The 20,680-nt window shown below is 65.2% G+C and carries 19 protein-coding genes, 3 tRNA genes and 1 pseudogene; 6 read left to right on the top strand and 17 right to left on the bottom strand.

The window, feature by feature from the left end; all coding sequences use genetic code 11:
• Together ACMX2H_RS17175 and ACMX2H_RS17170 are read left to right on the top strand one after the other, a co-directional pair.
• Positions 1-198: pseudogene (locus ACMX2H_RS17175) on the top strand (hypothetical protein); the annotation flags it as partial.
• Positions 195-1,709: a sodium/solute symporter gene (locus ACMX2H_RS17170; protein ID WP_414962233.1), complete on the top strand. Its 1,515-nt coding sequence runs from the start codon at positions 195-197 to the stop codon at positions 1,707-1,709. The pseudogene ACMX2H_RS17175 and the gene ACMX2H_RS17170, both read left to right, overlap by 4 nt.
• A 31-nt stretch (positions 1,710-1,740) precedes the next feature.
• Here ACMX2H_RS17170 and ACMX2H_RS17165 read toward each other — a convergent pair whose 3' ends face one another.
• The 6 genes from ACMX2H_RS17165 to rpsB all read right to left on the bottom strand — a co-directional run bounded on the left by ACMX2H_RS17165 (position 1,741) and on the right by rpsB (position 6,719).
• The gene (locus ACMX2H_RS17165) at positions 1,741-2,331 is read right to left on the bottom strand and encodes a DivIVA domain-containing protein (RefSeq protein WP_414962232.1); all 591 of its coding nucleotides are present in this window, start codon (positions 2,329-2,331) and stop codon (positions 1,741-1,743) included.
• A 96-nt stretch (positions 2,332-2,427) separates the two neighbouring features.
• On the bottom strand, positions 2,428-3,354 hold the full coding sequence (locus ACMX2H_RS17160; RefSeq protein ID WP_414962230.1) for a phosphatidate cytidylyltransferase: 927 nt from the start codon (positions 3,352-3,354) through the stop codon (positions 2,428-2,430).
• Positions 3,354-3,911 carry a ribosome recycling factor gene (frr, locus tag ACMX2H_RS17155; RefSeq protein WP_136784163.1) on the bottom strand — a complete coding sequence of 186 codons (558 nt, stop codon included), beginning with the start codon at positions 3,909-3,911 and terminating at the stop codon, positions 3,354-3,356. Before frr ends, ACMX2H_RS17160 begins: the two co-directional genes overlap by 1 nt.
• Before the next feature lie 94 nt (positions 3,912-4,005).
• Positions 4,006-4,746 carry a UMP kinase gene (pyrH, locus tag ACMX2H_RS17150; RefSeq protein ID WP_414962228.1) on the bottom strand — a complete coding sequence of 247 codons (741 nt, stop codon included), beginning with the start codon at positions 4,744-4,746 and terminating at the stop codon, positions 4,006-4,008.
• Positions 4,747-4,904: 158 nt separating this feature from the next.
• Positions 4,905-5,744, bottom strand: coding sequence for a translation elongation factor Ts (gene tsf / locus ACMX2H_RS17145; protein ID WP_414962227.1), 840 nt, complete (start codon positions 5,742-5,744; stop codon positions 4,905-4,907).
• A 117-nt stretch (positions 5,745-5,861) separates the two neighbouring features.
• Positions 5,862-6,719 (bottom strand): 30S ribosomal protein S2, encoded by an 858-nt coding sequence (gene rpsB, locus ACMX2H_RS17140; protein ID WP_136784166.1) that lies wholly within the window; start codon positions 6,717-6,719, stop codon positions 5,862-5,864.
• 377 nt (positions 6,720-7,096) lie between these two features.
• Between rpsB and ACMX2H_RS17135 the strand changes: the two genes are divergently transcribed.
• On the top strand, positions 7,097-7,675 hold the full coding sequence (locus ACMX2H_RS17135) for a murein hydrolase activator EnvC family protein (RefSeq protein ID WP_414962225.1): 579 nt from the start codon (positions 7,097-7,099) through the stop codon (positions 7,673-7,675).
• On the opposite strand, the gene ACMX2H_RS17130 is transcribed toward ACMX2H_RS17135, so the two are convergent.
• Entirely contained in the window at positions 7,672-8,862 is a 1,191-nt protein-coding gene (locus ACMX2H_RS17130; RefSeq protein WP_414962223.1) for an acyl-CoA dehydrogenase family protein, read from the bottom strand. The genes ACMX2H_RS17135 and ACMX2H_RS17130 overlap by 4 nt on opposite strands.
• Positions 8,863-9,416: 554 nt before the next feature.
• Between ACMX2H_RS17130 and ACMX2H_RS17125 the strand changes: the two genes are divergently transcribed.
• Positions 9,417-9,725, top strand: a complete 309-nt coding sequence (locus ACMX2H_RS17125; RefSeq protein WP_414962222.1) for a hypothetical protein — start codon at positions 9,417-9,419, stop codon at positions 9,723-9,725.
• A 204-nt stretch (positions 9,726-9,929) separates the two neighbouring features.
• Here the strand turns inward: ACMX2H_RS17125 and ACMX2H_RS17120 are convergent.
• From ACMX2H_RS17120 to ACMX2H_RS17100, 5 genes are all read right to left on the bottom strand, one after another.
• Positions 9,930-10,003: transfer RNA gene (locus tag ACMX2H_RS17120), tRNA-Ile, on the bottom strand.
• A gap of 64 nt (positions 10,004-10,067) precedes the next feature.
• Complete coding sequence (locus ACMX2H_RS17115; RefSeq protein WP_414962220.1) at positions 10,068-11,264, bottom strand: glycosyltransferase; 1,197 nt, start codon at positions 11,262-11,264, stop codon at positions 10,068-10,070.
• A gap of 52 nt (positions 11,265-11,316) precedes the next feature.
• Positions 11,317-12,231 (bottom strand): DMT family transporter, encoded by a 915-nt coding sequence (locus ACMX2H_RS17110; RefSeq protein WP_414962218.1) that lies wholly within the window; start codon positions 12,229-12,231, stop codon positions 11,317-11,319.
• A 42-nt stretch (positions 12,232-12,273) separates the two neighbouring features.
• On the bottom strand, positions 12,274-12,933 hold the full coding sequence (locus tag ACMX2H_RS17105) for a CDP-alcohol phosphatidyltransferase family protein (protein WP_414962216.1): 660 nt from the start codon (positions 12,931-12,933) through the stop codon (positions 12,274-12,276).
• A gap of 58 nt (positions 12,934-12,991) precedes the next feature.
• Positions 12,992-13,774 (bottom strand): phage holin family protein, encoded by a 783-nt coding sequence (locus ACMX2H_RS17100; protein ID WP_414962215.1) that lies wholly within the window; start codon positions 13,772-13,774, stop codon positions 12,992-12,994.
• A 202-nt stretch (positions 13,775-13,976) separates the two neighbouring features.
• Between ACMX2H_RS17100 and ACMX2H_RS17095 the strand changes: the two genes are divergently transcribed.
• Positions 13,977-15,398, top strand: a complete 1,422-nt coding sequence (locus tag ACMX2H_RS17095) for a GH1 family beta-glucosidase (RefSeq protein ID WP_414962213.1) — start codon at positions 13,977-13,979, stop codon at positions 15,396-15,398.
• Positions 15,399-15,455: 57 nt separating this feature from the next.
• Here ACMX2H_RS17095 and ACMX2H_RS17090 read toward each other — a convergent pair.
• Positions 15,456-15,528 (bottom strand) — tRNA-Asn (locus tag ACMX2H_RS17090).
• Between the two features lie 319 nt (positions 15,529-15,847).
• Between ACMX2H_RS17090 and ACMX2H_RS17085 the strand changes: the two genes are divergently transcribed.
• Complete coding sequence (locus tag ACMX2H_RS17085) at positions 15,848-16,222, top strand: VOC family protein (protein WP_414962211.1); 375 nt, start codon at positions 15,848-15,850, stop codon at positions 16,220-16,222.
• A 65-nt stretch (positions 16,223-16,287) separates the two neighbouring features.
• Here ACMX2H_RS17085 and ACMX2H_RS17080 read toward each other — a convergent pair.
• From ACMX2H_RS17080 to ACMX2H_RS17065, 4 genes are all read right to left on the bottom strand, one after another.
• A tRNA-Asn gene (locus tag ACMX2H_RS17080) sits at positions 16,288-16,360 on the bottom strand.
• 140 nt (positions 16,361-16,500) lie between these two features.
• Complete coding sequence (gene dnaG / locus ACMX2H_RS17075; RefSeq protein WP_414962209.1) at positions 16,501-18,621, bottom strand: DNA primase; 2,121 nt, start codon at positions 18,619-18,621, stop codon at positions 16,501-16,503.
• A gap of 107 nt (positions 18,622-18,728) precedes the next feature.
• The gene (locus ACMX2H_RS17070) at positions 18,729-20,024 is read right to left on the bottom strand and encodes a deoxyguanosinetriphosphate triphosphohydrolase (RefSeq protein WP_414962207.1); all 1,296 of its coding nucleotides are present in this window, start codon (positions 20,022-20,024) and stop codon (positions 18,729-18,731) included.
• On the bottom strand, positions 20,017-20,680 hold a 664-nt coding region (locus ACMX2H_RS17065), incomplete at its 5' end, for a tRNA-dihydrouridine synthase (protein ID WP_414962205.1). The genes ACMX2H_RS17070 and ACMX2H_RS17065, both read right to left, overlap by 8 nt.

Raw genomic sequence — 20,680 nt, 5'->3', positions numbered from 1 at the left:
GCGGTGCTGATCGCGCTGGTGCCCGTCACCGCCACCCTGACCATTGCCACCATCCCGCTCCCCTGGCTGCTGCTGGGCATCGGGATCTACCCGGTCATCCTGGCCTGCGCCGCACTCTACAACAAGGCAGCCGCCCGGAATGAGCGCAAGTTCCGCGAATTGACGGCCGACTGGACCGAGCCTGGGACCAAACAGTGAACACGGCCGTTGGTCTGGCAGCGGTGGCAGCGGTGTGCGCCGCCACCGTGTTGATCGGCATCTATGGACTGCGGATTTCCCGGACCACCGGCGACTTTTACGTCGCCTCGCGGACGGTCAAACCGTGGTGGAACGCCTCAGCCATCGGCGGCGAGTACATCTCCGCGGCCAGCTTCCTGGGCGTGGCCGGGCTGATCCTGATCTCGGGAATCGATGCGCTCTGGTTCCCGGTCGGCTACACCGCCGGCTACCTGATGCTGCTGCTGTTCGTGTCCGCACCGCTGCGCCGCTCCGGCGCGTACACCATCCCGGACTTCGCCGCCGCCCGGCTCGATTCCACCGCGGCGCGGCGCGTGACCAGTCTGCTGGTGGTTGCGGTCGGCTGGCTCTACATTGTGCCGCAGCTGCACGGGGCCGCCCTGACCATGCGCATCGCCACCGGCCTGCCGGGCTGGGCAGGCGCGGTCATCGTCGTCGTCGTGGTGGTGCTGTCCGTGGTGACCGGCGGGATGCGCTCCATCACCTTCGTGCAGGCCTTCCAGTACTGGCTCAAACTCACCGCACTGGCCGTCCCGGTGGTCTTCATCCTGCTTGTCCTCACCGGCTCGGGCCAATCGCCCACCGGCGGAGGGGCGGCGTTCGACCCGGCGCTGGATGTCTCCGGTGATGCATCCCTCTACCGGAATATCTCGCTGATTGTCGCTTTGCTCTTCGGCACGCTGGGCCTGCCCCACGTGCTGGTTCGCTTTTATACCAACCCCGACGGCGCCGCTGCCCGCCGCACCACGCAACTCGTCCTGGGCCTGCTGGCGCTGTTCTACCTCTTCCCCACCATCTACGGTGTGCTCGGCCGTCTGCACACGCCGCGGCTTGCAGGCGGCAGCCAGTCCGATGCCACCGTGCTGCTGCTGCCGGGGCGGATCGTGGACGGATTGGCCGGCGACCTCCTGAGCGCGTGCGTGGTGGCCGGCGCCTTCGCCGCGTTCCTTTCCACCACCTCCGGGCTGGTGGTGTCGCTGGCCGGCGTGGTCAGCCAGGACCTGTTCCGCGGCAGCGTCAAAGGATTCCGGCTGGCCGCGGTGCTGTCCGCCATCGTGCCGCTGGGCATTGCCATGGGCACCGAGTCGCTGGCTTTGGCCGGCAGCGTGGGCACGGTGTTTGCCTTCACCGCGTCGACCATCTGTCCGCTGCTTCTGCTGGGCATCTGGTGGCGCGGCCTGACCGATGCCGGGGCCATTGCGGGCATGGTGTCCGGAGCAGTGCTCTGTGGCGGTTCGCTGCTAGCGGCGACAGTAGCCGGGCCGGCCTTGGGCGCCTGGGCCGAACCGCTTGGACAGCCGGCAGCCTGGACTGTTCCGACGGCTTTCCTGGTCACCGTGGCCGTCTCGCTGGCCACCGCTTCACGCAGGCCGGCGACGGTTGCCCGCGTGATGGCGCGGCTGCACACTCCCGAACGGGCAGAAGTCCGGGCTCCGGTCGGCCGGCCAGGCAAGGCCCGCCCGGCGGAATGACCGGGTCAGTGGACCCGGCGCGTTGGGTTGGTTAGTCGATCGAGGCCATGAGCTCGACCACGCGGTCCAGGAAGGCATCCACCTGGTTTTCCTCGTAGCCGTCTTTGCCCTTGGCTTCGCGGAACACGGCCCGGCGGACCACGTCCACGCTCATCGGTTGGTCGTGCTCAAAGTAGCCCAGCAGTTCGACGCAGAGCGCATCCACATCCTCGATGTCGTAGCTGACCGCGTTCCGCTTCGTGGGGCGGCGGAAGCGTTCTCCGGGTGCCCGGTGCAGGCGGGCACGCAGCATCGCTGAGACGCGGCCAATCTGCGTCAGCCAGGCCTGCTCGCCCTCGCGGCTGATCAGTGCGTCGCGTTCCCGCTGGGCGAAGACGTCCTCCAGCCGGTCGAGCGCGGCGTCCACGGCGCGCGGGTCGTAACCGCCCTTGGCCGGGTCGAACGTCTTGGCCCGCACATCGCGGCTGGTGATGGGCACGTCGTCGGGCTCGGGGTTGTTGTAGTACTCCCGGGCCTGCCCGAGGAAGTCGTCCACCTGACGGGCGTTGTAGCCGAAGTCCCGCCGGTCCACATGGTCGAACGGGGCACTGCCCTTGCCGGCTTCAATGGTTCGTCGCGCCATGGTGTCCTGTGAGTTCCTGTTCCTTCAAAACGTTCCGCTTGTGTTCGCTGCCCAGTCTATGCCGGAAGAGTGCTGAATCCCGGGCATGGCCTGCGCCTACACTGCTCCCGGGGCGAGCAGCGATGCCAGCAGGTAGGCAACCGGAGCGGCAAAAACGATGGAATCCAGCCGGTCCATGACGCCGCCGTGGCCCGGCAGGATGTTGCTCATGTCCTTGATGCCCAGTTCCCGCTTGACCATCGATTCGGCCAGGTCGCCCACGGTGGAGGCGGCGACGGTGGCGACCGCCAGCACCAGCCCGAACCACCACTGCAGGTCCAGCAGGAGGACCGAGCACAGGATTCCGACGAGAATGGCACCGCTGACCGAGCCGGCAAACCCTTCCCATGACTTCTTGGGGCTGATCTTGGGCGCCATCGGATGCTTGCCGAACAGAACGCCCACGATGTAGCCGAAGGTGTCGTTGGAGACCACCAACAAGAGCATGGTGGCAACCTTCAGCGCACCTGATTCCTCCAGCAGCAACAGCAGCGCGAAGCTGATGAAGAACGGCACCCAGCACAGGATGAAGGTGCCACTGAGCACAGTGCGTACCGCGCCCTCAGTACTGTCCAGGCATTTCCACACCATCAGGGCAACGCACGTCACCACCAGGGCGAAGGCCAACCCTTCCGGTCCGCCATAATATGCCGCCATTGGCATGGCTAGCGCGCCTGCGAACAGCGGCGGCAGCGGCACCTTGATGTTCTTTACCGTCAGGGCGCGGGAAACCTCCCACGCGCCGACGGCGGAGAACCCCGCCACGACCATCACAAAGGCGTCCGGCAGCAGGAAAAGCCCGACCAGGACCACCGCCATCAGGATGATTCCGACGGCGATGGCTGCCGGCAGGTTGCGGCCGGCGCGGGAAGGCTTGGCGGCGGCCCGCATCGCACGCCGGCTGGACCCGCCCGGCTGCGATCCCGGACCAGCCGCCGGAGTCGGCGAACCGCCAGCCACGGGTTGAGGCTGGTCCGTACTCATCAGACCTCGAGCAGCTCGGCTTCCTTGCGCTTGAGGAGTTCGTCCACGTTGTCCGTGTGCGATTTGGTCTTGGCGTCCAGGTCCTTTTCCGCCCGGTTGCCTTCGTCTTCGCCGACGTCGCCGTCCTTGACCAGCTTGCCGATGGTGTCCATCGCCTTGCGGCGGATGTTGCGGATGGAGACCTTGGCGTCTTCGGCCTTGCCCCGGACGACCTTGACGTATTCCTTGCGGCGTTCCTGGGTCAATTCCGGCAGGACCACGCGAATGACCACGCCGTCGTTGGCCGGATTCGCGCCGACATCGGAATCGCGCAGGGCCTTCTCAATGTCGTTCAGCGCCGCCTTGTCATACGGGGTGATCAGCAGCGTACGCGGCTCGGGATTTTGGAATGACGCCAGCTGCTGCAGCGGGGTCGGCGTACCGTAGTAGTCCACCGTCACCTTGGAAAACAGGGCCGGATTGGCGCGGCCGGTGCGAATGGTGGCGAAATCTTCCTTGGCCACCTCCACTGCTTTGTCCATCTTTTCGGCAGCTTCGCGCAGCGTCTCGTCTATCACGGTCTCTCCTTCACATCCTTCGTTCGCTCCGCGGTGTCCGCGGTCCTGGCTCTGCTTTCCATCCTAGGCTATCCGGCAGCCGGTCCGGCGACCGTCAGGCAGTGACGTAGGTGCCGATCTGCTCGCCCAAAATCGCGCGCGTCACGTTGCCTTCGCCCTCCATGCCGAAGACCACCATGGAGAGCTTATTGTCGCGGCACAGGCTGAAGGCGGTCTGGTCCATGACCCGGATGTTCCGGCGCATGGCTTCGTCGTAGGTCAAGCTGTCCAGCTTTTCGGCGGCCGGGTCCTTCTTGGGATCCGCGGTGTACACGCCGTCCACGCCGTTCTTGGCCATCAGGACCACGTCGGCGTGAACCTCGAGGGCGCGCTGGGCGGCCACGGTGTCCGTGGAGAAGTAGGGCAGGCCGGCGCCGGCACCGAAAATCACCACGCGGCCTTTTTCCATGTGCCGGATGGCCCGCCGCGGTATGTAGGCTTCGGCCACCTGGCCCATGGTGATCGCGCTCTGCACCCGGGTGTCCACGCCCGCCTGCTCGAGGAAGTCCTGCAGCGCCAGGCAGTTCATCACGGTGCCGAGCATGCCCATGTAGTCGGCCCGGGAGCGATCCATGCCCGACGTCGAGAGTTCGGCGCCGCGGAAGAAGTTGCCGCCGCCAACGACGATCGCCACTTCCACCTGGCCCACGGTGGCAGCGATTTGCTTCGCGATGCCGCGGACGGTGTCCGGGTCGACGCCGAGCTTTCCTCCGCCGAAGACTTCGCCGGACAGCTTCAGCAGCACACGGCGGCGCTTGACGGTATCGGTGGTGGTCTGGGTGTTCTGGGATTCCATGGTGCCTCCCGGCGTGCGTGGTTCTGGGGAAAAGATTACGTGAAGGCTCAGCGGTAGCGGCGGGCTGCTGATCCGGACATGAAAAAGGGGCGGTCACCGGTTGGTGACCACCCCCTTGTCATTGATTCAGTCAGTTCGCCTAGGCGGTTGGACCGAGGTTACGCCCCGACGCGGAAGCGGGCAATGGCGGTGGCGTTGACGCCGGCCTCTTCCAGCACCTTGCCGACGGACTTCTTCGGGTCCTTGGCGAAGGGCTGGTCCAGCAGCACGATTTCCTTGAAGAAACCGTTCAGGCGGCCTTCGACGATCTTGGCGAGTGCGGCTTCGGGCTTGCCCTCGGCGCGTGCGGTCTCGTCGGCGATGCGGCGTTCGTTCTCCACCGTCTCGGCCGGGACCTCTTCGCGGGTCAGGTAGGTCGGCGCGAAGGCAGCGCTGTGCACTGCGACATCGTGGGCGGCCTCAAAGGCTGCGTCACCTTCGCCGTCGACGGCGAACAGGACGCCGACCTGCGCGGGCAGATCCTTGGAGGTCTTGTGCAGGTAAGCATCGACAGTCTTGCCTTCGACGCGGGCTACGCGACGGACGACGACCTTCTCGCCCAGCACAGCGCCCTCTTCGACGACGTAGTCGGCCAGCGGCTTGTCGCCGGCGCTTGCGGCCAGCAGCGCCTCAAGGTCAGCGGCACCCGATTCAACGGCCACGGCCAGAACCTTGTCAGCGAGTTCAATGAACTTGGCGGACTTGGCGACGAAGTCGGTCTCGCAGTTGACCTCGATCATGACGCCAACGGTTCCGTCGATGACCTTGGCAGCAACCAGGCCCTCGGCGGTGGAACGGCCCTCGCGCTTGGTGGCGCCCTTGAGGCCCTTGATGCGGATCAGCTCAATGGCCTTGTCGGCATCTCCATTGGCCTCGTCCAGGGCCTTCTTGACATCCATCATGCCGGCGCCGGTGCGCTCGCGCAGGGCCTTGATATCAGCAGCGGTGTAGTTCGCCATTTGGACTCCAGTCCTCCCGTAATACGTAGTGTGCGGTACCGCTGGCGCCGGGCCGATACCGGCCCGGCCGCCAGCGGAAGTCCGGCGGCGCACAAGGCGCCGCCGGTTGAGTCGGATTTACTTCTCGGTGTCCGCTGCGGGTGCGTCGGCAGCCGGAGCTTCAGCAGCCGGTGCTTCGGCGGCGGAAGCGTCGGCGGCCGGTGCTTCTGCCGAGCCCTCGAGCAGTTCGCGCTCCCACTCGGCCATCGGCTCGGCCGGAGCTTCGGTGTTGCCTGCGGCGCGGTTGTTCCGGGCGATGAGGCCCTCGGCAACGGCGTCGGCGACCACGCGGGTCAGCAGGTTCACGGAGCGGATGGCGTCGTCGTTGCCCGGGATCGGGAAGTCAACTTCGTCCGGATCGCAGTTAGTGTCCAGGATGGCCACAACGGGGATGCCGAGCTTCTGCGCCTCGTCGACGGCCAGGTGTTCCTTCTTGGTGTCGACAACCCAGATGACCGAAGGGGTCTTGGTGAGGTTGCGGATGCCGCCCAGCGTGGTTTCGAGCTTGTTCTTCTCGCGCTGCAGCAGGAGCAGTTCCTTCTTGGTGCGGCCAGAGGAAGCAACGTCGTCGAAGTTGATCTCTTCGAGTTCCTTCAGGCGAGAGATGCGCTTGGAGACGGTCTGGAAGTTGGTCATCATGCCGCCGAGCCAACGCTGGTTGACGTAGGGCTGGCCAACGCGGGTGGCCTGCTCGGCGATTGCTTCCTGAGCCTGCTTCTTGGTGCCGACGAACAGCACGGTGCCGCCGTGGGCAACGGTGGCCTTGACGAACTCGTAGGCGCGGTCGATGTAGGACAGCGACTGCTGCAGGTCGATGATGTAGATGCCGTTGCGCTCGGTGAAGATGAAGCGCTTCATCTTCGGGTTCCAACGGCGGGTCTGGTGACCGAAGTGCACGCCGCTGTCGAGCAGCTGGCGCATGGTAACGACTGGCATGTCGTCACTCCTTCCGGCAGCATCCGGCTGGGCCTGGGCTGCTGCCTGATAGACGGTTATTAGCTTCTCGCCCGGCGGGCGAAGCTCCTGGCGTCTGTCGGCTCCGCCTGGACGGCGGTGCATGCGCCCGGACCGGGTTTCCGGACCGCCTGGGCACACTCCACCGCAGCGAATTTGCGACGATGGATTTCAGACACGCGTAGTCAGCCTCAGTCCGGACATGCGTCATGGACGGAAAACTGCTTCGCCCAGTGTACTACAGGAGGCAGCCCGTTCCTGCGCCTTCCGGCCCTCCACAGGCGTACACGCCACTGGGTTTTTGCACACGGCGGGTGCACGCCGCTTCCTTCGCCCGCGTCTGCGGTGACGATGGGTGCATGAAGCCATCCTCCACTCGCTGTGCAGCTGCCGCGGCGTCGGTAGTGCTGCTACTGACCGCGGGCACCGCCCCTGCCGCCCCAGCAGGCCCGGCCGGCCCGACCGCCGCCTCCCCAGCCGGCCCGGCCGGCCCGACCGCCGCCTCCCCAGCCGCCCCGACCGATGCGCCGTGGAGCTGGCCTGCGTCGCCGACCCCCGCCGTACTGCGTGGCTTCGATCCGCCGCCCGAACCGTGGCTGAGCGGTCATCGCGGAGTCGACTTGGCCGTTCCGGCAGGAACCGCAGTCCTCTCCCCCGCAGACGGCCGGGTCAGCTTCTCCGGCTGGGTGGTGGACCGCCGGGTGATCACGATCAACCATGGCAACGGACTGCGCAGCAGCCTGCTGGCGGTGGCGTCGGAGCTGCAGTCAGGAGACACGGTCTCCGCCGGCGACCCGGTCGGAATCGTGGCCGAGGGCGGGCATTGCCCAACCGCGTGTCTGCACTGGGGAGTGCGCCGCGGCGAGACCTACATCAACCCCTTGCAGTTTGTCATGGACCTGCGTCCGTCGGTGTTGCTGCCGGTGCCGGACGGCTAGACGAATGCTGCCACGCCGGTGATGGCCCGGCCGGTGACCAGGGAATTGATTTCGTGAGTTCCTTCGTAGGAGTAGATGGCTTCGGCGTCGGCAAAGATCTTCGCCATTTCGTAGTCGGCGACGATGCCGTTCCCGCCCAGGATACTGCGGCCCAGGGCTACGCTTTCCCGCATCCGCGCGGTGGTGAAGGCCTTGGCCAGCGCGGAATGTTCGTCCTTGGCCTGGCCAACATCTTCCATCTGCGCCAACCGGACCATCATGCCCATCGAGGCCACGGCGTTGCCGAGGATCTGGACCAATTGGTCCTGCACCAACTGGAAAGACGCCAGCGGCTTTCCGAACTGATGCCGCTCCACGGCGTAGCGCCGCGCCACATCGAAGGCAGCCAGTTGCTGCCCGACAGCCTGCCAGGCCACTCCGAGCCGGGTGACCTTCAGGACCTTGTTGGTATCCCGGAAGCTGTTGGCTCCCTTGAGGTGGAAGTCGTCGGAGACCACCAGGTTTTCCAGAGTGATGTCTGCGTTCTGCACGGTCCGGAGGCTGATCTTGTTCTCGATCTTGGTGGCGCTGTAGCCGGGCGTGGACGTATCGACCAGAAATCCCTTGACCTGGTTGTCAGCCACGTCGCGGGCGTAGATCACCACCCAGTCGGAGAACGTCGCGTTGCCGATCCAACGCTTGGCACCGTTCAGGATCCAGTTACCGCCGTCGCGCTGGGCGGTGGTACGGGTGCCGCCCGCGACGTCGGACCCGCCCAGTGGTTCCGTCAACCCGAAGGCACCAATCTTCTTCATGGCATAGATGTCCGGCAGCCACGCGTCCTGCTGCTCTTTCGAGGCCAGCGCCTCAATTGATCCGGTAAACAGCCCGTCATGGACCCCCATGAACGTGGCAATGGAGGTATCAGCACGGGTAAATTCCGCGTGCATGAGACCGGCGAACAGATTGGAGTATCCCTGCCGCCTGACCGGGCTGACCATGTCCAGCTCCGCCAGCTTGGGAATGATTTCCATCGGGAATTCGGCCCGGTTCCAACAGTCGACGGCGATGGGACGGACTTCCTTGGCCAGCCAGTCGCGGATGTCGTGCAGCCGGGCTCGTTCCGCTTCAGAGAGCAGCGACTCGAAGGCGTAGAAGTCTCCGTCGGCGTAGGGGATGTCGTTGGAATCAATGACGCGCTGGCCCATAGTGGCTTCCTTTTCAGTCAGGCAGGGTCCGGCGCCAACGAAATGGCAAGAGGGGCGCCGCGAAGTTACTGATCAGTAACATAGCGCAGAACCGGCCCCCAGGCAACGATTTTCCCGAGTCGCGACTGAGCCTATGTCGGTTCGCGAACACATCCGGACGGCGGCTGAGTACTACTTCACGGCACGCCCCCCCCTGGCAGGGCGTCCGCACCACGGAAGGCACCATCCATGCCGCCGCGCGCGAGTCGATTTTCACCGCAGCGGGACGTGCACCGGATGCGGTGGTTAAGCGTCACAAGTTGCCTGATAGAACGTTAATATTTGAGTGAGTTTAGTGCGCTTTGGTAAACATTCCGCTTGGCGTATTTGCGCCCTCCGCAGTCGCTACTGCACGTTTAACCGGGCGTTTCCTGATCGGCGTGTCGTGACGGTTCACCACGTAACAAACGCCCGGGTGGGTGACGTCCGCCACAGGATGAGTAGCGTTTTTCTTGTCCGGAACTACAGCGCAAAATGCAGCCGCTGTAGAAACAAAACTGGAAAAGAGAAACATCATGAACACCACCAAGCTGCGCGTCGTTGGGTCCTCTCTGCTGGTTGCCGCATTCGGCTTCACGGGCCTGGCAATGACCGCCGCTCCTGCGTCGGCGAGCACGGTTCAAAGCGTGTCCGTCAACCGCCATGACGACGGCAACCGTCACGACCGCGGCGACCGCCGCGACCATCGGGACCATCGTCACGACCGTGGACACCGTCGGCATCACGACCGGTGCGAATGGAACTATGGCTGGTACCGGCATCACGACCACTGGCATTACGGCTGGTACAGGGACTGCGATGACCGCTACTACGACCGTTACTGAAACACGCACTATCCAGCCGGGGTGAGGCTCCGGACCACATGTGCGGAACGACGGGAATTCCCCGTTGCTCCGCACATTTCTGTGACCGGGCACGCTGGCGTGTGGGAAGCTCCAGCAGCCCGCGTCCTGTGCCGCAATTTCCCCCTACAACAACGGACCGGGTCCAGGAGCTTTGACTCCAGGACCCGGTCCGGATGCACACAGTAGGGCGAGTGGGGCTTGAACCCACGACCGAACGATTATGAGTCGTTTGCTCTAACCGACTGAGCTATCGCCCCGTGCCCTTCGATGTTACTGAATGCCGACCACGATGTTGAAACCGGCACGGCGCGGCACAACGGATCAGTTGAGGAAGTCGTCGGCAGAACCGCCGCGGTAGAGCTGCTCGAAAGTGTCCATGGTCTCGTCGATTCCGTGCCGCACCGCTTTCGCATGGCTTGCCTCCCCCATCGCCGCAATCCGTTCCGGGCTCTGCCCGAGGACCGCATTGAGTTTGGCCGCCAGATCGGCAGGGTCGCGGGGAGCAAACAAGTACCCGTTGACGCCGTCTTCCACGAGATGCGGCAAGGCCATCGCATTGGCCAGCACCACTGGCTTGCTGGCGGACATGGCCTCCAGCGACACCAGGGACTGCAGCTCCGCGGTTCCCGGTTGGCAAAAAACGGTGGCGCGCAGGTACGCCCGGCGCAGCTCGTCGTCGTCGACGTGGCCGAGGAAGGAAACCCGGCGGCCCAGGCCCATGGCGGCAACCCGGCTTTCCAGGTTCTTCCGCTCATCGCCGTCGCCGACGATTTCGAGGTGGACGTTCAGCGCGGGGTCTGTCATGGCCAGCGCCTCGATCAACGTATCCACGTTTTTCTCCACCGCGAGCCGACCCGCAAACAACACCGTCGGGTGCTCCGGCATGTCGATGGTCTCCCCCGGCGCCAACTCGTAGGCGGCAGCGTCGATGCCGTTCGACAGGGGCAACACCTTGTGCAGGAAGGCATGGTCACGCATCGCCTTGGCAGCCAGCGGCGTCGGCGTGGTCACTACGGCTGCCTTGCCCATGATCTTGCCCATGTCGCGCCACGAGTTCTTGGCCACAATGTTGAGGAACCACTGCGGGAAGGGCAGGAACGGCTCCAGGTTCTCGGGCATGAAGTGGTTGGTCGCAATGGTGCGGATGCCGCGTCGCACTGCTTCGGCTATGGTGGCCTGTCCGATCATGTAATGGCACTGGATGTGCACCACATCCGGCTGCACTTCATCGAAGACCCGCTTGATATCGCGCTTGATCTCCCACGGCAGGCAGATGCGCCACGTCTCATGCGTCGGCACCGAGTGCGAGCGCAGTCGGTGCACTTGCGCCTCGGGACGCTGCTCCAGGAAGGTCGGGCCCTTCTCGCTGCGCCCGGCGATGATGTCTACGCTGTGCCCACGCTTCGTCATCGCTGTGGCCAGACGGAAGCCAAAGACCGCCGCTCCGTTGACGTCCGGCGGATAGGTATCGGCAGCAATCAGGATCTTCAGGGGTTTAGGTCCGATGTCGTCGCTCACCTGCGGCAGGACTCCTTGGTTGTTGTGGCAATTATCTTCATCGGCACGGAAGCTACGGCTTCTTGCCCGAGGCTTGGGCCCGGCGTCGGGCTTCTTCTTGTTTCTGCAGGACGTCGGGATGATGCCGTGAGAGGGCGATGACCCCAACAATAGCAACCAATCCCGCACCCACCATGCCGATCGCGAAGACCGGTTCGACGTCGGGTCTCAGCTCCCCGAGGATGAAAATACCGATCGAAATGCCCACCAGCGGATCAATGACGGTCAGCCCGGCGATCACCAAATCGGGCGGTCCGCTGGCGTAGGCGCTCTGCACAAACCAGGATCCGAGGCCGCCGGCGGCTGCTACTGCGATGAGGGTGTAGATGGGCACATTGGCGATGAAACCGCCGCCCGGCTCCAGCAACCGCAGGCCGATGATTCGCACCAGCACGGCCACGAATCCGAACAGCATACCGGCGCCCAAGATGTAAGCGAAGGCATTGAGCCGGTGCCGGAACATCAACTCCAGCGAGAGGAAGACGGCAATCACGACTGCGAGCAGGAGGACCGCCGAGAGTTCCTCATCCGGCCGGACGTGATGGCTTTCGCCGGTGACGTTGACGGCCAGCAGTACGAAGACGGCGCTGCCGGCGACGCAGGCGGAGATCGCCACCACGGTGATCCGGTTGAGCCGGATTCCCTGATCCTTGGAATTGATGATGGTGGTTATCACCAAGGCAATGGCGCCGATTGGCTGCACCACGGTCAGCGGCGCGCTGACTAAGGCGAAGACGTTCAGGGCCATGCCGGTGGCCAACATCACGAGGCCCAGAACCCAGCGCGGATTGCGCAGCATCCGCAGCAAGCCGGGGACGCTCATGGCCAGGCCGCCGGTGTTGGCTCGCACAGCACTGGCCTGGCGCTGCGTACCGAGGGCGAGGAAGAAAGCGCCCAGCAGGGCACAGAGGATTGCTAACCAGACCATGAGGTCCCATCGGCAGGGACCCGGTTAAGGCGCAACGCCGGGTCAACCACGGCTTGGCCCGTCCCCGGCAACTGTTTGCTGGCCCTTGTATTTTCGCCAGGCCGCCCGCATGTATCCAAGCCAGGCGAGGACATGCCCGACGCAGCCTGCAGTCAGGATGATGTAGGACACAGTCAGGAGCCAGTCGTGGCCGAAGCCTTCAACCCGGTGGAGCAGCAGCAGCGGAGTCCCCACCAGCAGCAACGCGGTGCGAATCTTGCCGATATCCGTGACGGGAAGGTCCGGGCTGCCATGGAAAAGGATCAACGAGAACACCAGCAAGATGGCATCCGGGATAATGATCGACAGCAGCAGCCACCAGGGCGCAATACCTGCCGCGACGAAGGTAATGGCCACGATGATCAGCGCCAGCCGGTCGGCGAACGGGTCCAGCCACTTGCCGACGGAAGACATCTGGTTGAAGCGCCGCGCTACGTAGCCGTCAACCCAGTCGGTGGATCCCAGCCCCACCAGCGTGATGGTGGCGGCACCGTATGATTCCTTGGCGATGAACCAGACGAACAGCGGTACGGCGAGAAAGCGCAGCACCGTAATGAGGTTCGGGATGGTCCAGAATGTGTGCAGTTCACGGTATTCGAAATCGCGCCGCGTTCCGGCACCGATAATCCTCAACGCTGTCCCTCCCCTCAGCTGTCGTTCCATGCTCGGCAGCCGGCTGAACTACAGCCGGCTCCGGCGCCGCTGTGCGGCACATTATGAGTTACTTGTGCAGCAGCCGCCGAAGCATGACGCCCATCGCCGTCAGCGAGACCGCCAGCGTGGCCAGCGGCTTCCAGCGTTCTTTCAGCTCCGGGGCGGCCTCGCCCACTGAGTCGGCGCCGGCTACCAGATGTTCGGTGGCGGTGTCTGCTGCATGCTTCGCACGGGCCTTGGCCTGCTCCGCCCGGGGACGGGGGTCGACCCGGCGGCCGAGATCGTCCCTGATGCTCGCCAGGTGGTCCCGTCGTTCGGACGTGCGGGCACGCAGCTCGTCCAGCGTCGGGGCCGGCGGCTTGGGTTCCTCCCGCTCCGGCTTCTCCGGCGGGGCTTCCTTCACCGGCTTCTCCTCCAACGTCGCCGGATCGAAGCTGGTGCCCTCACGCAGCACACCGACGTCGTACCTGACGCCACGGATGGCTTCGGCCGGCAGGAGCGGCATGGTCCGCTTCACAGCCGCATATCCGATCAGAGCCAGAATGCTTCCCAACACGAGGAAGACTGCCGCCACAATCAGGGCCGCCAGCCAGGCCGGCATCACGAGGGCCAACCCCATGATCGCCGCCACCAAGATGGAGATGGCCATGGCCACCAAGAACACCACGGCCGCCACCACGATTCCGGCAGCAACGCCGACCTTGACACCCTTGCCTTTGAGCTCGAGCAGGGCAAGCGAGACTTCGTCCTGCAGCTGGCGGGGTGTCAGTTGGCCTGCAAGCCGTGCCAGTTCCACCGTCGACATCTTCGCACCGGTTGCGGTGCTTCTGGGGCCTTCCGGACCGGTCATGGGCTCTGCCTCCATCGTTGTCGGTAGTGCGCGAGTGTCCACACCATCAAATTATCATTCTGCCCCAGCTCGGCTCCTCAGTCGTAGGGAGGACATTCATTGCAGTGCCGTGGGACAAAAATTGTGAGTAAACGCTTACGTTCGTATCCCGCGCCATCTAGGCTGGCAGGCAGTGACTAGCCGTCCCTCGGGAGATCAACCTATGAGCAAGGTCCTGCACTTTCCGAAGAAGTTCCTTTGGGGTGCGGCCACGGCCGCGTACCAGATCGAAGGCGCGTCGGACCAAGACGGCCGGACCGACTCAATCTGGGATGCCTTCTGCAGGCTTCCCGGCGCGGTAGTCGGCGGCCAGAACGGCGGGACAGCGTGCGACCACTACCACCGGTACCGCGAGGACGTTGCCCTGATGTCCTCCCTGAATCTGGATGCTTACCGGTTCTCCACATCGTGGCCGCGGATCAAACCGGACGACGCAGCGGTGAATCCGGCCGGGTTGGATTTCTATTCGCGGCTCATCGATGAACTGTGTGGCGCGGGCATCAAGCCGTGGCTGACGCTCTACCACTGGGATCTGCCCCAGGCGCTGCAGGAACAGGGCGGCTGGGCGAACCGTGACACGGCCTACCGTTTTGCGGACTACGCCTTGGACGTTCATGCGGCGCTCGGGGACCGGGTACGGGTCTGGACCACGCTCAATGAGCCATGGTGCTCGGCCTTCCTCGGCTACGGCTCAGGGGTCCATGCGCCGGGAATACAGTCCCGGCCCCAGGCGCTGGCCGCCATGCACCACCTGCTCCTTGGCCACGGCCTGGTGGTGGACGAACTGCGCCGCCGGGATCCGGGCGCCAAGCTCGGCCTCACGCTGAACTTCACGGTCGCAGACCCGCTGGACCCGGACGACCCGGTCGACGTCGATGCCGCCCGCCGCATCGACGGCCAGTTCAACCGCGCGTTCCTCGACCCGATCTTCCACGGGGCGTATCCGGATGATTTTCTGGCGGACGTGGAGGAGTACGGACTGGATTCCCAGATCCGGGACGGAGACCTTGACCTGATCCGGACCCCGATTCACACGCTGGGGGTCAACTACTACCACGGTGAAGCGGTGACCGGCCATCCGCGGGAGGATGCCGAAAACGCGCATGCCGCCCCGGTCGAGCGCCAAGTAGCTCCGGCCTACCCCGCCGCCGACCATGTCAGTTCCGTTTCGCGCGGCCTGCCGACGACGGCGATGGGCTGGGAAATCCAGCCCGACGGGCTCTACCGGCTGCTCCTGCGGCTGCAGGACGAATACAGCGGTCCGGCCGGGACGGCGCTCTACATCACGGAGAACGGCGCCGCGTTCGACGACGAGGTCTCCGACGACGGCGCAGTCCACGACCCGCAGCGGCTCGAGTTCCTCCGCGCCCACATCGTTCAATGCCATCGCGCCATCCAGGCCGGCGTGGATCTCCGGGGCTACTTCGGCTGGTCCCTGATGGACAACTTCGAGTGGGCCTGGGGCTACGCCAAACGCTTCGGATTGACGCGGGTGGACTACAGCACCTTGGAGCGGACGGTGAAGTCCAGCGGGCGCTGGTATGCCCAGGTCGCGGCCAGCAACCAGGTCTGCACCGCCCCCTAAAGGCACCGCACGAAAAGATCCCGCACCGGTCATCGGTGCGGGATCTTTTTCCTTGAGCTCCCCCGACTGGACTCGAACCAGTAACCCTTCGATTAACAGTCGAATGCTCTGCCAATTGAGCTACGGGGGAATGAAGCGAATAAAACTCTAGCAGGGACCTGGCGCCGCTACGAAATCGGCGACTGGCCACCGTGAGCTCCTATGTGTAGTCTGCTTTCGTGATTACCGGATCGGCTTCGCGCCACTCACGGATGGGCAACCCGGTAGAGCCTTGAGCTCCCGGCGGCCCTACCGGCCGCTTTCCCCCACCTTCCCTTCGGAGACTTTCCTCCGCACCTGAATTTCGTCCGTTGTGCCGCGGACGCCTCAAGCCTGTTGCTGCCCGGGGCAGCTGGGAGGCTCCGCTGTTTGCCGTCCGGCCCCGGACCCTGAAAACGAAAGCAAGTGCTATGCCAGCAACCTTCAACCACACCATCATTGCCTCCCTGGACCGGAACACTTCCGCCCGGTTCTACCGCGAACTGATTGAGGCCGTCGACGCTCCGTCGTGGGGGCCATTCACGAATATTTCTCTGGACGGCGGCGTTCTGCTGCAATTCGCCGAGCCGCCGGTCGAGATCCAGATGCAGCACTACGCGTTCCTGGTCGACGACGAGCTGTTCGACCGCGCCTATGACCGACTACTGGACTGGGGCGTCATACATTGGGCGGATCCGCAGATGAAGCGTCCCGGTGAAATCAACGACGGACATGGCGGGCGCGGGGTGTATTTCAAGGACCCGGCCGGACACGCCGTCGAGCTCATCACACGCCCCTATATTTGAGATTTGAGCCTTATAACGCAACGGATCCCCGCCCTCAAGATGAGGACGGGGATCCGGTGCATCTGCTCCCCCGACTGGACTCGAACCAGTAACCCTTCGATTAACAGTCGAATGCTCTGCCAATTGAGCTACGGGGGAAAGCAGTCATCCGCCATCGGCGGTTTGACCTCCAACAGCATACTCAATGCAGCCCGGAACTTGCCAATCGTGGGCCGCCGATCAGGCGGCTTGTGGCGCGCCTAACACCTCCGGCACTCCACGGCCGCTCCCTCGCCTTGCTATTCCGAGCGAAGGGCGCGTCGCTGCATCTCCAGTTCCATCAGTTCACGGTTGATCTGTTGGAAGGCCTCGGGATCGGCTGCTGGATCCATCCGCTGCAATTGGCCCAGCTTGTCCGCCTTGAGGTGGGTGATCTGCAGGTCCTGCATCCGATTGAGAATCCCCCGGCAATACAGGCGCAGGGCGTCGTCGTTCTGTGCCGGCAGCGGCGTGACGGCCAGTTCTGAGACAAAGCTGCGCAGTTCCTCCGGCACCTCTTGCCGGATGGTCTCCACCCACTGCGACGGCGTGGCCCCGGACACGCCGGCCGCCCGCACGGCCCCATGGACGGCTACGTGCATGGGCGCCAGAAACCGGGCCTGCATGAACTGTTCCCACTGGTTGGCATCGAGGAGGCCAGGTTGCTGGATGGCCACTTCCAGCGCTTGGTGTTCCAGCCGGACGACGGGGTCCCGCAGGTCCGGCCGCGGGTAGGCCGGCTCCGGTGCAGGCACCTGGCCGGATTCCGGCCCATAGGAAGGAAAATCGCCGTGCTGGTCGCCGTCGCGGTAGAAGTGCTGCGCAGCCTGGTCGTACGGCGGAGCCCCGGCATGGCCGTCCGCTTGCCGCCGGGAAGCGCCGGCCTCGTTCCATCCTCCTTGCCGGTTTGGTGAACGGTTGCTGCCCTGCCAGTCCCGCGCCTGCGGCTGCTGCCCACCGCGGTTGGGGTGGTCCTGCCCGCGGCCCTGCTGGTCCCGCTCCCGGCCGGTCTTTCCGGCGGCCCCGGCCTGTCCGCGTTTGACGGCACCGGCCACCGCGCGGGCGACGTCCTCAACGTCCATGCCCAGCCAGCCCGCCAGCTCACGCGAGTAGCCGGGCCGTATCGCCGGGTCCTTGATCTCGGCCACCACCGGCGCGGCGGCCCGCAGCGCCGAGACGCGCCCCTCGATGGTATCCAGATTGAACTTCTTCAGCGTGGCCTTGATGGCGAACTCGAACAACGGACGGCGGGAACTGATCAGTTCACGCACCGCGCCTTCGCCGTGGCTGAGGCGGAGGTCGCAAGGGTCGGCGCCGCTGGGCTCCACCGCAACATAGGTCTGGGCAACAAAGCGCTGGTCCTCTTCGAAGGCCCGCAGCGCGGCCTTTTGGCCGGCCTCGTCACCGTCGAAGGTGAAAATCACTTCGCCGCCGGTTCCATCATCGGACAGCAGCCGCCGGGCAATCTTGATGTGGTCCGTACCGAAGGACGTACCGCAGGTCGCCACAGCCGTTTGGATGCCGGAGAGGTGGCAAGCCATCACGTCCGTGTAGCCCTCCACGACCACCAGTTGGCGGCTTCGGGCGATGTCCCGCTTGGCCAGGTCAATCCCGTAGAGAACCTGGGACTTCTTGTAGAGCACCGTCTCCGGGGTGTTCAGGTACTTGGGACCCTGGTCGTCTTCGTACAGTTTGCGGGCGCCAAAACCAATGGTCGCGCCGGTCAGATCGCGAATGGGCCAGATGAGCCGTCCGCGGAAACGGTCGTAGATCCGGCTGTTCCTGCCGTCGGAACCGTCCGACCCGCCGGAGAACATACCGGTCAGGCGCAGTTCGTCCTGGCTGAAGCCACGGCCGGTCAGGTGCTTGAGCAGACCATCCCAGCCTTGGGGTGCGTAGCCCACCGCAAAGTGCTCTGCGGCTGCTTGGTCGAAGCCACGCCCGGACAGGAATTCCCGCGCGGCGGCCGCGCCCGGGGTCTGCAACTGCTCGCGGAAGAATTCGGCGGCAACTTTGTGGGCATCCAGCAGCCGCTGCCGTTTGCCGACGTCTTCCCGGCGCGGGCCGGTCCCCCCGTCCTCGTAGCGCAGCGTGTAGTTGATCCGGTGGGCCAGCTTTTCCACGGTCTCGGAGAACGTGGTGTGGTCCATCTTCTGCAGGAAGGAGATGACGTCCCCGCCTTCGCCGCAACCGAAGCAATGGTACGTTCCCACCTGCGGACGGACATGGAACGACGGCGAACGCTCGTCGTGGAAGGGGCACAGGCCCTTGAAGGAACCGATGCCTGCGGATTTCAGCGTGACGTAGCCGTCGACGACTTCCTTGATGTCGGTACGCTGGCGGACTTCATCGATGTCTTCACGTTTAATGAGTCCGGCCATAGTCCTATGTTATGCAGCGGCGCCAAATCGGCGCCGCTCGCCGTGCCCGTTGGGGACGGCGGTGCCCCGGCGGCCGCCTGTGGAGGGCGGGTCGGCAGTCCGCGGCATCAGAGCAGCGTGCGGTGGGCCCCCATCAGGCGTTCGTGCAGCGCCAGGGCGGAGACATCGGTGAGCGAGGCGATCTGGTCGATCACCACGCGCAGGCGGGCGCCGTCGTCGTCGGCGTCCCGCCAATCGGCGGCAAAGGGCTCTTCCAGATGTTTCTCTCCGGTGGCGTGGAGCTCGCTGACGAGGTCGTGCAGGATTTCCTGCTGGTGCTCGTAGACCGGCTGGCGCAGATCCGTGGTCATCACAAACGTGGTGGCCAGCCCCTTCATCACGGCAATCTCGGTGGCGGTCGCCTGCGGCACCACCAGCTCGGCCTCGTAGCGCGTCAGCTGCTGCGGGCCGTAAATGGAGCGGGTGGCTTCCATCGCGCTGGAGCAGAAACGGCCAATCAGCTGGCTGGTCATGTCCTTCAGCGCGGCCATCGCTTTGCGGCTGCCGTCGGCTTCGCGCACCCAGACCCCGGATTGCTCCAGCCGGGTGAGGGCGTCGTCCACTTCCTGGGCGTCGCTGGCGGGCAGATACCACTGCTGGGTGTAGCCGATCACGCGGCTGCGGGTGTCGGCGCTGTCCAGCCACTTGAGCTGAATCCGTCCGGCCACAATGGCGTCTTCGACGTCGTGCACAGAGTAGGAGATGTCGTCGGCCAGATCCATCACCTGCGCTTCCAGGCAGGAGCGGCGCTCGGCAGCTCCTTCGCGCAGCCAGTTGAACACGGGAAGGTCGTCCTCGTAGGCGCCAAACTTGCTGGTGCGTTTGCCGTGGATCACCGGTGCGTCGTTGGCGGCCCACGGATACTTGCAGGCCGCGTCCAGGCTGGCCCGGGTCAGGTTCAGGCCCGCCGGAGAGCCGTCCGGGCGCAGGATCTTCGGCTCCAGCCGGGTGAGCAGCCGAAGGGTCTGGGCGTTGCCTTCGAAACCGCCGATGGCATGCGCGGCCGCGTTCAGCGCGGTCTCCCCGTTGTGCCCGAACGGAGGATGGCCCAGGTCGTGGGAGAGGCAGGCCGCGTCCACCACGTCCGGGTCGCAGCCCAGCGTGCGGCCCAGTTCGCGGCCCACTTGGGCCACTTCCAGGCTGTGGGTCAGCCGGGTCCGGACAAAATCGTCCGTGTCCGGCGACACCACCTGCGTCTTGGCGCCCAGGCGGCGCAAAGCCGATGAATGAAGCACGCGGGCACGGTCCCGTTCGAACTGCGTCCGGTAGGTGCTCTTCGGTTCCTCCGCGTACCAGCGCTCTTGATCAAAGTCCGTGTATCCGGGCGTGGGCGGCGCCGGGCGGCCGGTGCGCGCCTCAGCCACCGGAAACGTCCAGTTCGGCTGCGGCGATCATCGCCTTGTGCTCGGCGTTCAGTTCCCGGCTGGCCAGCCAGCCGTCCGGCAGCGCCGGCCGCTTGGGCGAACCGGCGCGGCCCCGCGGACCCTCGGCGTCCGCGCCGGGGTAGGGCGCGTCGGCGTCCAGCTCGGCCAGCAGTTCGCGGAGCACCTCAAGCGTGGGCACCTGGGCCAGCGCGGCCCGCAATTCGCCGCCTACTGCGTATCCCTTGAAGTACCAGGCCACGTGCTTGCGGATGTCCCGCAGCGCCTTCCCTTCGTCCTCGAAATAGTCCACCAAGAGCTCTGCGTGCCGGTAGAAGCTGTCCGCAACATCCTTCAGCCCCGGCCGGAAGCGGGTGTCGGTGCCCTCAAAAGCCGCCTGCAGGTCACCGAACAGCCAGGGGCGGCCCTGGCAACCACGGCCGACGACGACGCCGTCCACTCCGGTCTGTCGCACCATCCGCACCGCGTCCTCGGCGCTCCAGATGTCGCCGTTGCCCAGCACCGGGATGTCCGGCAGCGCCTCGCGCAGTTCGGCGATCGCGTTCCAGTCCGCTTGGCCCGAGTAGAACTGGCTGGCCGTGCGGCCGTGCAGGGCGACGGCGGCCACCCCGGCGTCGCGCGCGATCTTGCCGGCCTCG

The sequence above is a fragment of the Arthrobacter sulfonylureivorans genome, from assembly GCF_047607445.1.
In the GTDB taxonomy this organism is placed as follows: Bacteria; Actinomycetota; Actinomycetes; order Actinomycetales; family Micrococcaceae; genus Crystallibacter; species Crystallibacter sulfonylureivorans_A.
The sequence above is the reverse complement of the archived record's forward strand: the minus strand, read 5'-3'. Positions and strand labels throughout refer to the sequence as shown.